Genomic DNA, 15,147 nt, shown 5'->3' on the forward strand with positions numbered 1-15,147 from the left:
ACCTAAAATCAGTAGATTGTGATTGGTATGTTATATTCACTTGCTCGCCCGATGTTGTTTAGTTTAGCACCAGAGCGTGCCCATGAATTAACATTATCTATGCTTGATAAAGCACATAAGTTCGGCCTACTTCGTCAGAGCGTAGAGGCGAAACCGACGACTTGTATGGGAATTGAATTTCCAAATCCAGTAGGTTTGGCAGCCGGTCTTGATAAAAATGGTGCACACATTGATGCTTTAGCTGGGTTAGGGTTCGGTTTTATTGAAATTGGAACCATTACACCTCGTCCTCAATCGGGTAATCCGCAGCCGCGCTTATTCCGTATTCCTGAAGCTCAAGCCATTATTAACCGTATGGGGTTCAATAATGATGGTGTTGATAAGCTGATTGAAAATGTAAAAGCTTCAAAGTTTAAAGGAATTTTAGGTATTAATATTGGTAAGAATGCTGATACTCCTGTAGAAAAAGCTGTTGATGACTACCTGATTTGCCTTGAGAAAGTGTATAACTACGCTTCTTATATTACCGTTAATATTTCATCTCCAAATACTAAGAACTTAAGAAGTTTACAAAGTGGCGATGCATTAACTGAACTATTGCAAACCTTAAAAGAAAGACAACTTGAGCTAGCTGAACAAAATAATCACTATGTTCCTTTGGTTCTGAAAGTTGCACCTGATTTAACAGCGGAAGATGTTGAGTTTATTGCAGCGCAGTTAGTGCAGTTTAAAATTGATGGCTTGATCGTTACTAATACGACCTTATCAAGAGAAGGTGTAGAAAATCTTCCTTATGGTAATGAGTCGGGCGGTTTATCAGGCGCACCTGTTTTTGAAAAAAGTACAGAATGCTTACGTTTGTTTGCCCAAACATTAAAAGGACAAATCCCGTTAATTGGCGTAGGTGGAATTTTGTCGGGTGAACAAGCAGCAGTCAAACAGCAAGCTGGAGCAACATTAGTACAGATCTATAGTGGGCTAATTTATACAGGTCCTATTTTAGTGAAACAATGTGTTGCAGCTATGTCTTAAGTGAATATGAACACAATTGATATCATTATTCTGATACTTTTGCTCATTGGGGGGCTAAACGGTTTGCGACAAGGATTTATTAAAGCCTTTGCGAACTTGGTAGGATGGGTCATTGCATTAATTATGGGTGCAAAATATGCTGTCCTTCTTGCTCCGTCTATGTCGGGTTTAAGTCATGATCCAGTTGTTCAGAAAATTGCAGCTTTTGCATTTATAGCACTTTTGATCATTGTTTTAACATGGATTGTCTCTGCATTTTTAAATGGCCTCTTGAAAAGTCTGAAATTGGGGCCATTAAATCGTTTAGCAGGTGGTGCTTTTGGTTCTTTAAAGGGCTTATTGGTTGTACTAATTACAATGCAGGGTGTAGGGCCTTGGGTTGAGAGTTCACCACACTGGAAACAGTCCAAATTTATACAGTTTTTATTGCCTTATGCGCCTTTGGCTACCGAGTTGTCTAAAGATGCTGCAAGTGAGGCATTTCATCAAATAACATCTGGAGGTAGTGCATCAGGCACTCCTTCAAAACCAATGGACGAATCGGAAGACTTAGAAAACCGATCCGACCATTCGACAAAGAATCCTTTTTATTAATTCCTAGCTTGTCTGCGAGGTTGCTATGTGTGGAGTTGTTGGTATAGCCGGTAAATCGCCAGTGAACCAAATGTTGTTTGATGCTTTAACGATGTTGCAACATCGTGGGCAAGATGCAGCTGGAATAGTAACCTGCCATGAAGGCCGTCTTTTCCTTCGTAAGGATAACGGTATGGTGCGTGATGTCTTTCATACTCGTCATATGAGAGCATTACTTGGTAATTATGGTATTGGCCATGTACGTTACCCAACTGCTGGTTCTGCGAGCAGTGCTGAAGCACAACCATTTTATGTAAACTCACCTTACGGTATTACGCTTGCACATAATGGTAACTTGACCAATGCAGAAGAAATTCATGATGACCTGTTTAAAACAGATTTACGTCATATGAATACTGATTCTGACTCAGAAGTTCTTTTAAACGTGTTCGCGCATGAATTACAGAAGAAAGGCACTTTAAATCCTACCCCTGACGATATTTTTCACACGGTTTCTCGTGTGCATGAGCGTTGCCAAGGTGCGTATGGGGTAGTAGCAATGATTACTGGTCATGGTTTGGTTGGTTTCCGTGATCCAAATGGTATTCGCCCACTTATTTACGGTTCGCGTGTAACTGAACAAGGTGAGATGGAATACATCATTGCTTCTGAATCGGTTGCTATTACTGCTCTTGGTTTCAAAATCGAGCGTGATATTGAACCAGGTGAAGCAATTTTCATCAATGCAAATGGCGAGTTGTTCTCTAAACAATGTGCTGCTAATCCTAAATACCGTCCATGTATTTTTGAATACGTTTATTTTGCTCGTCCTGATGCGATTATTGATGGAATCTCAGTTTATAAAGCACGTTTAAAAATGGGTGAAAAGCTTGCTCATAAAATTTTACGTGACTGGGGCGAAGACCACGATATTGATGTGGTGATTCCAATTCCAGATACGAGTCGTACTTCAGCTTTAGAACTTGCAAATATTCTAGGTGTGAAGTTCCGTGAAGGTTTTATGAAAAACCGTTATATCGGCCGTACCTTTATTATGCCGGGTCAACAGCAACGTAAAAAATCTGTACGTCAGAAATTAAACCCTGTTGAGTTAGAATTCAAAGGTAAGAACGTTCTATTGGTGGATGACTCTATTGTACGTGGTACAACGTGTAATGAGATTATTCAGATGGCACGTGATTCTGGTGCAAAAAAAGTATACTTTGCGTCAGCAGCACCGAAAGTAATGTATCCAAACGTTTACGGTATTGATATGCCTGCTAAAGCTGAGCTTATTGCTTCAGAACGCAGCGTGGAAGAAATCCAAGAAATTATTGGTGCTGATCGTTTGATTTTCCAAGAATTGGAAGACTTGAAAAATGCTGTACGTACCAGCAAAGTGCCTGACTTAACTGAGTTCGATTGCTCAGTATTTGATGGAATCTACGTAACAGGTGATATTGATGGTAACTATCTAAATAATTTGGAGCAGAAGCGTAATGACTCTGCTAAGAAGAAAAAAGATGGTTATATTGACGTTAATGTCGATGCTGCTTCTGTAGATTTAACAGGCATCAAAGAAGAATAGAAATAGCCGAAAAAAGCGGGTATTTCCCGCTTTTTTCTTTTATGATGAAACCTAACAATGTAATTGGGAATATTTACATTGAAAGAAGTAAGCCACTATCTCATCGAAAATAAAAATATGGCATGGTCCATCACTATGTGTTTGGTTGCTGTGCTGCTTACTATTTTTATCTTAAATTTAATTTTAGGTTTACTCGTTCATTTTTTTGATTATAGCCAGCCAATTTGGTGGCATATCTTAAGTCCTTACTTCGTTGCACTACTACTTTTTATTATGGTTTGGTCTGTAGTTACCGAACTTTATATCCTGCGTAAAGGTGGGCACTCTTTAGCAAAACAACTTAAAGCACGTCGTTTGGTGAAAGAGGAAAGTACTCCAGAAGAACTCGCGGCATTAAAAATTACAGAACATTTAGCTCAAAATTTTTCACTCAAAGTTCCAACCGTATATGTACTACCTGATGAAGTTGGTGTAAATGCACTTACGGCAGGTTTTCATCCCAAAGATATCGTAATTATTCTGACATGGGGTGCTTTACAGAATCTGGATAAGCTTGAATTATATGGTTTATTGGGCCATGAGTTTAATCAGATTTTATCTGGTGAGGCTGTTGAGAATACAAAATTAAAGATTTTATATAGCGGCTTAACAACTTTTAGTCAGTGGGGCAGTAAATTAGCCAAGCAAGGTTTTAAACGCTATAGCCCCGGCTATAAACATAAATTTGAAACAGTTTTTGTTGCGGTGGGTGGAGTCATTTGGTTGGCTGGAAGCCTAGGTGTACTGATTACTCGTTTTATTAAATATTTGACTTTGAGTGGACGTACCTTTCGTAATGACCAAAAAACAGTGCGACTATTAAAAAATAATGCGAATACCCAAACCTTGTTGCGTATTTATGTTCACCATTCTGGTTCGCAAATTCATAGTGCTTATTCTGAGTCAATCGCGCATATGTGTTTTGCTAACTCACTGAGCCCACAAAGCTGGATGAATATTCACCCCAGTATTCGTGAACGTATTTATGAGTTAAATCCCACTTTGCTACAAGATTTACAATTAGAAAATTTAAAGAAGCTTCGCAACCGTCCGTTGTTTAGTTTATTTCATTTCTTGGAAGAATCTGAGAAAGAAATTTATATTCCGTGGTCATCTCCACAGCCTCTACCTTTGTTAAGGCTGTCGCCAATTAGTTTTGCATTAAATGATGCCATTAAACCCCTGAGTAGTGATGTACGTCGAAATAAGAAGCGTCCTGAATTAATTCAGCGAGCACTACAAACTGCGACTGGTTCACGTGAAGTTATGGTTGCTATTTTGATGATTCGCCAATATCGCGAGTTTATTCCAAAAGATGCACCTGTGAGTCATGCCATTATCGATGCATTATTGAATTTGGATGGGCGTATTCATATTCAAATATTTCATGATGCTTGTAAAAATATTGGACATATACCTGCAAGTATTGCGCGGCAATTTCTGACTAAGCTAGCACTTATTATCCAAGAAGATGGTGAAATTGGGTTGTTAGATGCACTTTTACTGGAGCGGGTTAAACATGAGTTGAACTTAATGCCATTACATTTGCCAACTGCATTTGAAGAAGTGAAACCTCAAATTGTTCGTTTGATTGATGCTCTGCTTCATGTTCAACAAATTAATAGCCCTAATCAGTTGGAAGTACGTGAGCGCATTTTACGTTCGTTACTCAATCCAGATGAAATGTATATCTATGATGAAATTTCAGATGAGCCATTAGATCTGGCTGAAATTTTAAATGATATTGCTGGTTTATTATTACGTGACCGTCTAAGTATTCTAGCTATTGCAGAAATGTGCTTGTGGAGCGACCGTATTATTACGCAAGATGAACTCGATGTGCTTGAATTGCTTTATTGGCGTTTTGGCTTTGAGACAGAAGAAATTGTGGATCAAATGCAAAAGAGAAATAGTGTGATGATTATTTAAAAGACATATACGATTATAAAAACATCTGAATGAAATAAAACACTGAAAAAAAAACTCAAGCCCGTTAGAATGTAGATAGAGTAGAGGTATTGATTTACAGATGATTGGGCAGCAAAGAAATATATTGGCAACTTTGGGAATTGATGTATGGATTCCTAAGGCACAGGTGTGCCAAAAAAATAATGCTCAAAGCCTCTGGCGAGATCAAGCTGCTCCAGATGGTGAGCCAATTATATTGCCTTCTAAGAGCAATCCAGTTGTTGAGCAGCCGACAAAACCACAAGTCAACGAAATTCCAAAAGTTGAACCTGAAATTGCGGTACCACTTCCAGTAGAAGTTCCGCCTGTTGTTTCGCCTCGTGCTGAAGTACAAACTCCAGTGGTTACGATTGCTTCATTTGAGTTGCAGGCTTTTGCGCTTGAAAAGTGTGTTATTTTTTTAGATGTTACTAATTTAAGTGAAGAAGAAAAGCAGCTTTGGAATAACATTCAAAAAGCAAAAATAGGGCAATATGCTGAACTAAAATGGCCGTTCCCTTTAGCTAACTATCAAGACCAACGTGGTGCAGGTTCATATATTCAAGGATTTTTAGATGCTGTCGCAGCAGACAAGAAAATCTTGTGTCTTGGGGAATGTTCTTATATTCAACATGCCAATATTATTCATTTGGCGAGTTTAAAAGAGATGTTGGAGAAACCACTCCTTAAAAAAAGGTTATGGCAATTAATGCAAGATAACAACGAGTAGTAGGGATTTACATGAAAAAAGTTGTAGTTTTTAGCCAAATTGATGAAGAAATTTTGTCTCGATTACAACAGGATTATCAGGTTGTGGTTCTTAATCCAAAACTGGGTGATATTAATGAGCAAATTCGCCAACAAGTTGTAGATGCTGATGGGATGATCGGTGCTGGTCGACTTCTTAATGAAAGTAATCTTGCGCCTGCTCAAAAACTCAAAATTATTTCATCTGTAACAGTTGGCTATGACAATTATGATGTGGCTTATCTAAACCAAAGAAAAATCTGGTTATCAAATACACCTCATGTTTTAACTGAAACAACGGCTGATCTTGCTTTTACATTATTACTAAGCGCTGCTAGAAAAGTTCCTTTTCTTGATCATTGGACGAAACAAGGTGAATGGAAAAGAACTGTTGGGCCTCAGCAGTTTGGTTTAGATGTTTTTGGAAAGACATTAGGAATTATTGGGCTTGGTAATATTGGTGCTGCAATTGCACGACGTGGTTTTTATGGATTTAACATGAATATTGTTTACCATAATCGCCGTGAAAAACCTGAATTGGCAGAGCCTTTAAAAGCACAATATCTTGGTTTAGATGAGTTATTGCAACAGTCTGATTTTGTAGTAACCGCAGTTGATTTAAATAATGAATCGAAAGCTTTGATGGGGAAAGCTCAATTTGAGCTTATGCAAAAGCACGCTATTTTTATAAATATTGCGCGTGGTTCAGTAGTTGATGAGCAAGCTTTGATTGAAGCCTTACAAAGCGGGGAAATCTTTGGAGCTGGTTTGGATGTATATGAAAAAGAACCTTTACAAGATTCGGAGCTTTTTAAACTGTCAAATGTTGTTACTTTGCCTCACGTAGGATCTGCGACTGCAGAGACCCGTAAAAAAATGGCAAATCTTGCTTATAAAAATCTAGTTGAAGCTTTAGAGGATAAAACTCCTAGATATTTGGTAAACCCAAACTTTGCATAAATGATTAATAACACTTCATTGCAAAACTAAGCGATCTCGAGTGATATATTAAAAGTCTATTGATCGAACATAATTTTTTATGTTTTATATCAGTAGACTTTTTTTGATGGTTTAATTTTACTAGAGAAAAACATTTGAGATTTTTGCCAATTATTTTAAGTACGGCTTTTATAACAAATGCTTCGTACGCGCAGCCTTTCGACCCTCAGCCTTCTGCAAATCAAGTAGAAATTCCAAATATTGGAAGTGGGATTGGTTTGCTTGATCAACAAAAAGAAAAATTTATTGGCGAAAAAGTTTTTCGTGAAGTTCACAAACAAATGCCCGTTATTCAAGACGTCTGGCTAGAAGATCAATTTTTTCAGGTATTTTCGAGTATTTTAAGTGAAACTCAGCTTGGGCAGCCGATTGGTCTAGTCGTGATTAAAGATCCACAAATTAATGCTTTTGCTGTCCCGGGTGGCTTATTTGCGCTCAATACAGGGCTTATTGCCTCAGCACGAAATATTGATGAAATTGCTGGGGTTATGGCTCACGAAATTGCGCATGTATCGCAAAGACATTTTAGTCGCTCTGAAGAAGCTTTTAAAGGTCAAACATTGCTAAGTCTAGCAGGACTTTTAGCGGGGGTGGCTATAGCTGCGCAGGGTGGTGGCGATGCGGGTGCAGCAGTGATGCTTGGAACCCAAGCTGCACTCATGGATAAGCAATTAACATATAGTCGAAATCAAGAGCGTGAAGCAGACCGTATTGGTATGCAATATATGTATGCGGCGGGTTATAACCCTCAAAGTATGGCTGATTACTTTGAAACAATGCATAGAGCTACAAGTCGAGTAAGTTTTTTACCGGATTTCTGGTTGACTCATCCATTGACGACTGAGCGTATGAGTGAAGCGCGGCTGCGTGCAAACCAGATGCCTCGAGTTAAAAACCGTATATATGATGCAGATTTTGAGATTTTAAAATGGTACACCATGGTGATTGCCAATCAGGCAACTGAAAACCAACTACAAAGTTTGGCGTCCCAAAAAAATATTGCTGGTCTGATTGCTTTAGCAGCATTTTACACAAGACAAGGTGATTATGTGCAAGCGCAGTCTACTTTAGATCAAGCGAAATCTAGTGGAAAGCCTCTTGTCACATTATTGCAGACAGATATTTATCTTGGCCAAAACAAGCTAGATCAAGCTTATACAACAATTGCTTCTACACAAATGACGATGCCTGAAAATAAAGCTTTTAGTTATAAGTTGGCTGAGGTGCTGCTACGCCAAGGTAAGTTTGCGCAAGTTCAAACTTTGGTTCAAAGATTTATTAATAAGAATCCAAGAGATATACAAGGTTGGCAATTTTTACAGCAAGCTGCGAATTTGGATAAGAATGGACCTTTAAGAGCGGTTAATGTTCTACGCTATCGGGCTGAAGCAGAATATTGGTCAGGTAGTGAGGAAAATGCAATTAAATCAATGTTACATGCTCAGCGATTGGCAAAAGATAATCAAGCAATGTCGGCAAGAATAGACAGTCGTTTGAAACAAATGCAAGATGAGCGAAGAATGAAAATTTAAGGTCTAGGATGACTTAGGAATTTTCACAGGCATAAATATATTTAAACTTACGAGAAAGTTTAATTTAAGGATATATAAGAAGAGAGGGAATTAAGCTAGTTTAGCTTTAATTTTTGCTGAAACTTGAGCAGGATCGGCACGCCCGGCTATGATCGGACGTAGAGAATTCATCACCTTACCCATATCTTTCATGCTAGTTGCTTCTTGAGCAGCAATCGTTTGCTCAATGATAGAATCAAGCTCTTCCTCAGTCATAGCTTCTGGTAGAAACTGAGAGATAATCTCAGCTTCGGCTTGTTCTTTACTAGCTAAATCATTACGACCAGCACCTTCAAAGGCTTTGATCGATTCTTTACGTTGTTTAATTTGCTTTTCAATGACCGCAAGAACCTGAGCGTCGTCAAGCTCTTTGCGCTCATCGACTTCGATTTGCTTAATTGCCGCTTGTAGACTACGCAAAACCGTCACTGTTGCCATATCTTTGGCACGCATAGAAGTTTTTAATGCATCAGTAATTTGGTTTTTTAAAGTAGTCATAATTCAGCAGTCAATCACAAATTAATTAGTAAAGGCGAGTAGTACGTACAGATTCGCGAGCCAATTTCTTTTGGTAGCGTTTAACTGCTGCAGCTTTTTTGCGCTTACGTTCTTGAGTTGGTTTTTCGTAGAATTCGCGTTTACGAACGTCAGCTAAAACACCAGCTTTTTCGCATGAACGTTTGAAACGACGGATAGCTACGTCAACTGGTTCGCCTTCTTTCAACTTAACTTGTGGCATGTAAAATCCTCTAGATTATGGATAAGATCAGGCACACCATTGCGCCGGATCACAAGTGAAGGTCAGTATTTTACTCATTTACAACTCATATCACAAGTCTATAATAGCGATTGCAATATTTTGACTCATATAAAAGGCAGTTTTGATGATTGTTTTAGGCTTGGAAACTTCTTGTGATGAAACAGGGTTGGCACTTTATGATAGCGAACTCGGCTTACGGGGACAGGTTCTTTATAGCCAGATTAAACTTCATGCCGAATATGGTGGAGTAGTACCTGAACTTGCTTCTCGTGACCATGTGCGTAAATTAATTCCTTTAATGAATCAATTGCTTGAACAAAGTGGTGTAACAAAACAAGAGATTGATGCGGTTGCTTATACGCGTGGTCCTGGTTTAATGGGAGCATTAATGACAGGTGCACTGTTTGGCAGAACTTTAGCTTTTTCTTTAAACAAGCCTGCAATTGGTGTTCACCATATGGAAGGTCATATGTTGGCCCCATTACTTTCAAGTCAACCACCTGAATTTCCGTTTGTAGCATTGTTAGTTTCAGGTGGACATACACAATTGATGGCAGCCCACGCTATTGGTCAATATGAACTATTGGGTGAGTCTATTGATGACGCTGCGGGCGAAGCTTTTGATAAAGTTGCAAAAATGATGAGCTTGCCATATCCAGGTGGGCCAAATATCGCAAAACTTGCATTATCTGGTGATCCATTAGCTTTTGAGTTTCCAAGACCTATGCTTCATCAAGGCTTGGATTTTTCTTTTAGTGGCTTAAAAACAGCTGTTTCTGTTCAATTGAAAAAATTGAATGGCGAAAATCGTGACGCTGATATTGCTGCTTCATTCCAAGAAGCAATTGTAGATACCTTGGTAAAAAAATCAGTAAAAGCTTTAAAGCAAACTGGACTTAAACGTTTAGTGATTGCAGGTGGAGTTAGCGCAAATTTAAGACTACGCGAGCAATTAGAAACCTCTTTGGCGAAAATTAAAGCGCAAGTTTATTATGCAGAGCCTGCTTTATGTACTGATAATGGGGCAATGATTGCTTTTGCTGGATATCAACGTTTAAAAGCAGGTCAGCATGATGGTTTAGCGGTAACGACCACGCCGCGCTGGCCGATGACTGAACTCACTATTCCTGAGTAAAATTATTCATCTTCAAAAGCATGTTGGTTTTCGATATCAATATATTCGATGTAACCACGGCCTTGAACTTCATTACCAAAATAATGACCTGTAAATATATAGCTACTCGCATAACCTCGCCCATGACCATAGCGGAATGGGCAGTCAATTTCTGCCTGAATGTTTAAGATAATTTGCTTTGCCTCATTTCTAGCGATCCAAGAAAAATATTTTGGAAGTCGCATTTTTTGCCCACTAAGTGAAACAAAGTCATCAACTTGATGCGAAATAATATCAAAGCTTACATCTGTATAAATTTCAGCTGGCTGGTCCAGATGTCTAATATGTAGGGTATATGCAGCTGTTTGTCCTGCAATATCGGCTTTGGTAAGAAGAAGCTGAGTGGTTTCATTTAAATTGATGATTTGATAAGTGAAAAAATCAAGTGGTAGTTTATATGCATCAGGAATAAGTTTATTTGTGATGGAGTGAGGACCAACTGCTCGAGCATATTCGTAAGTACAAAGTCCTTGGGTTTCAATGCGTTCTGCTTGATAGTTTAGAAAACCTTTAAACTTTGCCAATAAGCTAAAATGATCATAGATTGGTGTTTTTATAAACCATGAAACATGTGAAGTAATATCGATATCAAAGTCGAAATCAAATCCATCATAATGACCATTAATGTGAATTTGAGGGAATTTACCTTGAATTGAAATTTCTTGACCTAGTTCTATTAAGCTCCCATCTTTATTAATTTTTGTATCTTCGGGAATGACATAGGCCTTTAGTAAAGCTTGTTCCAGAGCAGCTGTGCTTGAAAAGAATGTAGCTGTTTTTCTAGGATTTCCAGTAATGATATCATCATGGTCAAAAGCAAGTGCACCTGGTGTACCGATTAAAATCATAATATTTAAGTAACGATGCGGCTCTGGTAAAAGCGGGAAAAAGATACCGTAATGTGTCCAACTATAATATTTTTCGTCAACTCGTGGATGGATGGTATGAGCTTGAGTAAAAGGAAGAGTTGAATATTTTTTTGCTTGGTCTAAAACGCCTTGTGCAAGTAATAAACTTTTACCAAGCGCTTTACTGGCTGTAGAAATTTTTGGCAATTGTTTTTTCATATATAAACCTAAAGAAGGGCTATCTTTGTTTTAGGTTATGAAAAACAACTGCCAAAGCTAAGCGGTTTATAGGCCAAAGCTAAGGCTTTGCGGGACATTTTATTTAATTGTTAGACAAATCTTTTAATGCGTTTAAACCAATCCAATGCTTAGAAAACTGATAAGCCGCTCGACCAGAGCGCTGACCCCGCATCTGACACCAACGTAGACTTTCTGCACGAACTTCATCATTGAAAGGCATGTTTGCTTTATCAAGATAATGCTCAACGATTTCTAAATATAGGTTTTGATCCATTGGATAAAAAGATAGCCATAGACCAAACCGATCCGACAAAGAGATCTTTTCCTCAATCGCTTCTTGTGGATGTAGTTCAGTATATTGGGGAACATCGACCTTAGTTACAGGTGTATTTTCATGCATGAATTCTGGTAACAGGTGGCGACGGTTACTGGTTGCATAAATAATAAAATTACTTGAACCTGACTGTAATGAACCATCTAATACACTTTTTAGACTACGGTAATTTTCATCTTCCGCGTTAAAAGCCAAGTCATCACAATAGACGATATATTTTTCAGGGCGATTTTGAATGAGTTTTTGAATTTTGGGTAAGTCTGATAAATCATCACGTTCAATTTCAATTAAACGTAATCCTTGAGGGGCATACTCAGTTAATAAAGCACGAACAATAGATGATTTTCCTGTACCACGTGAGCCTGTTAACAGCACATCATTCGCTGGTAGGCCATTTAAAAATTGCAAAGTATTTTGAATAATTTTTTCTTTTTGACGCTCAATGCCTTTTAAGTCATCAAGATAAATATTTTTTGGCGTATAGATGGCATTAAGTTGCTGATTTTCCCATCTAAAAGCAGGTGCAGTAAAATCTGTTTCTTGTCGAGGCTCAGGCAAGACTTGCTGTAACTGATTTAATACAAGTGATAATGTTTGAACTAAATTGTCCGGTAAATCAATGGTAGCCATGGTAAGTCAATCATGTTAAACAGTGTTTGATAGGATACTAACACCGAAATTAACAGGCTGACAAAAAACTTATTACCTATCCACTTTATCGGTTTTGCAATTGATTGAAATGTTCAGACCGAGCATAGTGTTGTGATGTCTATTCAGTAAAATCATCTGGGAAGATGAGGACGAAATATGTTTGAAAAAATACGAAGTGATATGAATCCACATCAGGCTTACCGTATCAAAAAATTACAACGTCAATTAGACATGGCTGAATCTTATGAGGAATGGAAGTCTTTTGCATTAAAACTAGATGAAGAAACAGGTGTGCAAGAGTGGAAGTTTGATAATAGTTCACCTTACTTCGATGCCGAACTGATTTCTTATCGATACACTTTGCTTAAAAGATATCGTCAGCAACATCGCACATTAGACCTCATCTATTTACTTAAAGAAGGTCTAACCTACGATATTGCAAATATTGGTCATCCAATGCTTTTTGCAGCAACACATGTCGGTACAAAAAAGTTAATTGAAGACTATATTGAAGAAGTTAGTCAAAGCTTGGCTTATATCGCTTCAAGTGAATGTATTACGTTTCAAAGAAAAGAAAAAATAGAGTTTTTTGAAAACTGTGAAAAGGCGTATGGACAACCTGCACTTATGTTTTCGGGCGGGGCGACTTTAGGACTTTTTCATACGGGAGTATGTAAGGCTTTAATTGAACAAGACTTAATGCCTAAAGTGCTCTCTGGCTCAAGTGCAGGGGCAATTATGACAGGTATGCTTGGAACCTCTGCCAGTGAAGATATCCAAAACTTATTAAATGGTGAGCAATTTTTTAGTGATGCTTTTCATTTTAGGAAATTCCGTGAACTTATTAAAGGCAATGGTGGAATTGCCGATGTTCAATATTTGAAAAAATTCCTCATTGAGAATTTAGGTGATCTTACGTTTGAAGAGGCTTTCAAAAAATCTGGTTTAAATATTAATGTGGCAGTAGCGCCATATGATGCAACAGAAAACCCAAGAATTATGAACGCCATTATGACGCCGAATGTTTTGGTGTGGAGTGCGGTATTGGCTTCATGTGCCGTGCCAATTTTATTCCCACCGGTACGCTTAACCAGTAAACGTTATGACGGTGAGCATACACCTTATATGGCAAATACAAAGTGGGTGGATGGAAGTGTAAGAAGCGATTTCCCGCAAGAAAGAATGGCGCGGCTTTATAACTTAAACTACACGATTGCGAGTCAGGTTAACCCACATATTGTCCCATTTATGCAAAATGATGCGGATCGCTTCCGTAAAGATGTTTTAAGTTGGCCTGAAAGAATTTTAAGACGCCAAGGTAAAGTACTATCAATGGGTATCATGGATTTTACGCGTCAACGACTTGGTTCTATATCTCCAGTTAGAAGATTGTTGGATCATGGCTATGGCGTAATGGGACAGCGTTATTATGGTGATGTGAATATCATTGCTAAATATAGCCTAAGTCACTATACCTACACTTTGCAAAACCCGCGTCCGCATCTATTTAAGCGTTTGCAAAGAGAAGGGGAACGTGCAACTTGGCCAAAAATTTCTTCAATTGAAACCCATGCTCGTATTGGTAAGACAATTCAGCATTGTTTAGAAGTTTTGCGCTTTGAAGAAAAGAAACAACAGCCTGAGTCTTACTATGCTGAAGCATGATTTTGCTTCGTATATAGAAAACTTAACATGTATAACAAAGCCAAGAAGTGCAGCGTTAGGGCGGTGTTTATGGACATGTACCATAGATACCAAGAATTACTGGTTAAAATATCATTTGCCTGAAACCCATGCTCAAAATGAGCAAGACTTCATGCATGAGCAACTATTTTACGAAGAAATTCACCTTAAAAAACCTGCATGGCTTTTACCTTATAAATTGATTGAGGTCAATTTAATCCCTCAGCTAGGCCATTCTTTGGGTAAGGTTTTAATTTTACCTAATAGTGATGTGTGGTTCGGTTCATTGGCTCATGAAAGTGGTTTAACTGATGTATATCGTAAGATTTGGTTGGCAATAAATAAGCTTGCAGAACTTCATGAACTTGGCTGGATTCATGGAGACGTTAAGGCAGAGCATTTTAGAAAGTTTCAGCAAAAGCCTTATTTAATTGATTTTGAGAAAACGAGACCGATCTCAAGTTGCGATACAGTCATGGATGCAACACCTCGTTATATGGCTCCTGAGCTATTTAGAGGAGGGCGTAAGGGAATACAAAGCGATTTATATGCATTTGGCATCGTCCTATATGAATGGTTAATACAAACTCGCTTAGAAGCAGGTAGTTATCGTGATTGGGCAATCTTGCACTGTCAAAATTTAACCATTCAATTACCCGCGCAGTTTTTGATTTTTTATCCGTTACTTGCAGGTTTATTACAAAAACAGCAGCAAAATCGATTTTCAAATGCTGATGAAGCAATAAATTGCTTAAAACAGATTCAAATTGATAAAAATCATTGATCTAGTATCTGTATACAATTTACACGGTTAGTTTTTTTTAGAAAAAAAACACTTGTCACTGTCAGATCTTATCGCTAATATACACAGCCATCGGGGGCGTGGCGAAATTGGTAGACGCACTGGATTTAGGTTCCAGCGCCGCAAGGTGTAAGAGTTCGAGTCTCTTCGCCCCCACCA

14 protein-coding genes and 1 tRNA gene are annotated in these 15,147 nt (G+C 38.2%); 11 read left to right on the top strand and 4 right to left on the bottom strand.

Annotated features, from left to right (window positions below; genetic code table 11):
• Positions 1–27: 27 nt before the first annotated feature.
• From MKL33_RS01810 to MKL33_RS01840, 7 genes are all read left to right on the top strand, one after another.
• Positions 28–1,032, top strand: a complete 1,005-nt coding sequence (locus MKL33_RS01810; protein WP_005068330.1) for a quinone-dependent dihydroorotate dehydrogenase — start codon at positions 28–30, stop codon at positions 1,030–1,032.
• A 6-nt stretch (positions 1,033–1,038) separates the two neighbouring features.
• On the top strand, positions 1,039–1,626 hold the full coding sequence (locus MKL33_RS01815; protein WP_002115251.1) for a CvpA family protein: 588 nt from the start codon (positions 1,039–1,041) through the stop codon (positions 1,624–1,626).
• A gap of 25 nt (positions 1,627–1,651) precedes the next feature.
• Positions 1,652–3,193, top strand: a complete 1,542-nt coding sequence (gene purF, locus MKL33_RS01820; protein ID WP_005068333.1) for an amidophosphoribosyltransferase — start codon at positions 1,652–1,654, stop codon at positions 3,191–3,193.
• 78 nt (positions 3,194–3,271) lie between these two features.
• Positions 3,272–5,161: a M48 family metalloprotease gene (locus tag MKL33_RS01825; RefSeq protein ID WP_086378536.1), complete on the top strand. Its 1,890-nt coding sequence runs from the start codon at positions 3,272–3,274 to the stop codon at positions 5,159–5,161.
• A 100-nt stretch (positions 5,162–5,261) separates the two neighbouring features.
• The gene (locus MKL33_RS01830; RefSeq protein WP_270906360.1) at positions 5,262–5,909 is read left to right on the top strand and encodes a hypothetical protein; all 648 of its coding nucleotides are present in this window, start codon (positions 5,262–5,264) and stop codon (positions 5,907–5,909) included.
• An 11-nt stretch (positions 5,910–5,920) separates the two neighbouring features.
• Positions 5,921–6,886, top strand: coding sequence for a 2-hydroxyacid dehydrogenase (locus tag MKL33_RS01835; protein ID WP_270906361.1), 966 nt, complete (start codon positions 5,921–5,923; stop codon positions 6,884–6,886).
• 143 nt (positions 6,887–7,029) lie between these two features.
• Positions 7,030–8,457 (top strand): M48 family metalloprotease, encoded by a 1,428-nt coding sequence (locus MKL33_RS01840; RefSeq protein ID WP_080632642.1) that lies wholly within the window; start codon positions 7,030–7,032, stop codon positions 8,455–8,457.
• A 90-nt stretch (positions 8,458–8,547) separates the two neighbouring features.
• On the opposite strand, the gene MKL33_RS01845 is transcribed toward MKL33_RS01840, so the two are convergent.
• Positions 8,548–8,994 (bottom strand): GatB/YqeY domain-containing protein, encoded by a 447-nt coding sequence (locus MKL33_RS01845; protein ID WP_002115302.1) that lies wholly within the window; start codon positions 8,992–8,994, stop codon positions 8,548–8,550.
• 25 nt (positions 8,995–9,019) lie between these two features.
• Entirely contained in the window at positions 9,020–9,235 is a 216-nt protein-coding gene (rpsU, locus tag MKL33_RS01850; protein WP_001136722.1) for a 30S ribosomal protein S21, read from the bottom strand.
• Between the two features lie 145 nt (positions 9,236–9,380).
• Between rpsU and tsaD the strand changes: the two genes are divergently transcribed.
• Positions 9,381–10,391 carry a tRNA (adenosine(37)-N6)-threonylcarbamoyltransferase complex transferase subunit TsaD gene (gene tsaD / locus MKL33_RS01855; protein ID WP_005068344.1) on the top strand — a complete coding sequence of 337 codons (1,011 nt, stop codon included), beginning with the start codon at positions 9,381–9,383 and terminating at the stop codon, positions 10,389–10,391.
• Positions 10,392–10,393: 2 nt separating this feature from the next.
• Here tsaD and MKL33_RS01860 read toward each other — a convergent pair whose 3' ends face one another.
• Both MKL33_RS01860 and MKL33_RS01865 read right to left on the bottom strand, forming a co-directional pair.
• Positions 10,394–11,497 (bottom strand): DUF6670 family protein, encoded by a 1,104-nt coding sequence (locus tag MKL33_RS01860; protein WP_069036112.1) that lies wholly within the window; start codon positions 11,495–11,497, stop codon positions 10,394–10,396.
• 103 nt (positions 11,498–11,600) lie between these two features.
• On the bottom strand, positions 11,601–12,482 hold the full coding sequence (locus MKL33_RS01865) for an ATP-binding protein (protein ID WP_032052273.1): 882 nt from the start codon (positions 12,480–12,482) through the stop codon (positions 11,601–11,603).
• Positions 12,483–12,659: 177 nt separating this feature from the next.
• Between MKL33_RS01865 and MKL33_RS01870 the strand changes: the two genes are divergently transcribed.
• From MKL33_RS01870 to MKL33_RS01880, 3 genes are all read left to right on the top strand, one after another.
• The gene (locus MKL33_RS01870) at positions 12,660–14,168 is read left to right on the top strand and encodes a DUF3336 domain-containing protein (protein ID WP_005073515.1); all 1,509 of its coding nucleotides are present in this window, start codon (positions 12,660–12,662) and stop codon (positions 14,166–14,168) included.
• Positions 14,155–14,970, top strand: coding sequence for a protein kinase domain-containing protein (locus MKL33_RS01875; protein ID WP_270906362.1), 816 nt, complete (start codon positions 14,155–14,157; stop codon positions 14,968–14,970). Before MKL33_RS01870 ends, MKL33_RS01875 begins: the two co-directional genes overlap by 14 nt.
• Before the next feature lie 92 nt (positions 14,971–15,062).
• Positions 15,063–15,147, top strand: a tRNA-Leu gene (locus MKL33_RS01880).

Source organism: Acinetobacter sp. AOR43_HL, assembly GCF_027854635.1.
GTDB lineage: Bacteria > Pseudomonadota > Gammaproteobacteria > Pseudomonadales > Moraxellaceae > Acinetobacter > Acinetobacter pittii.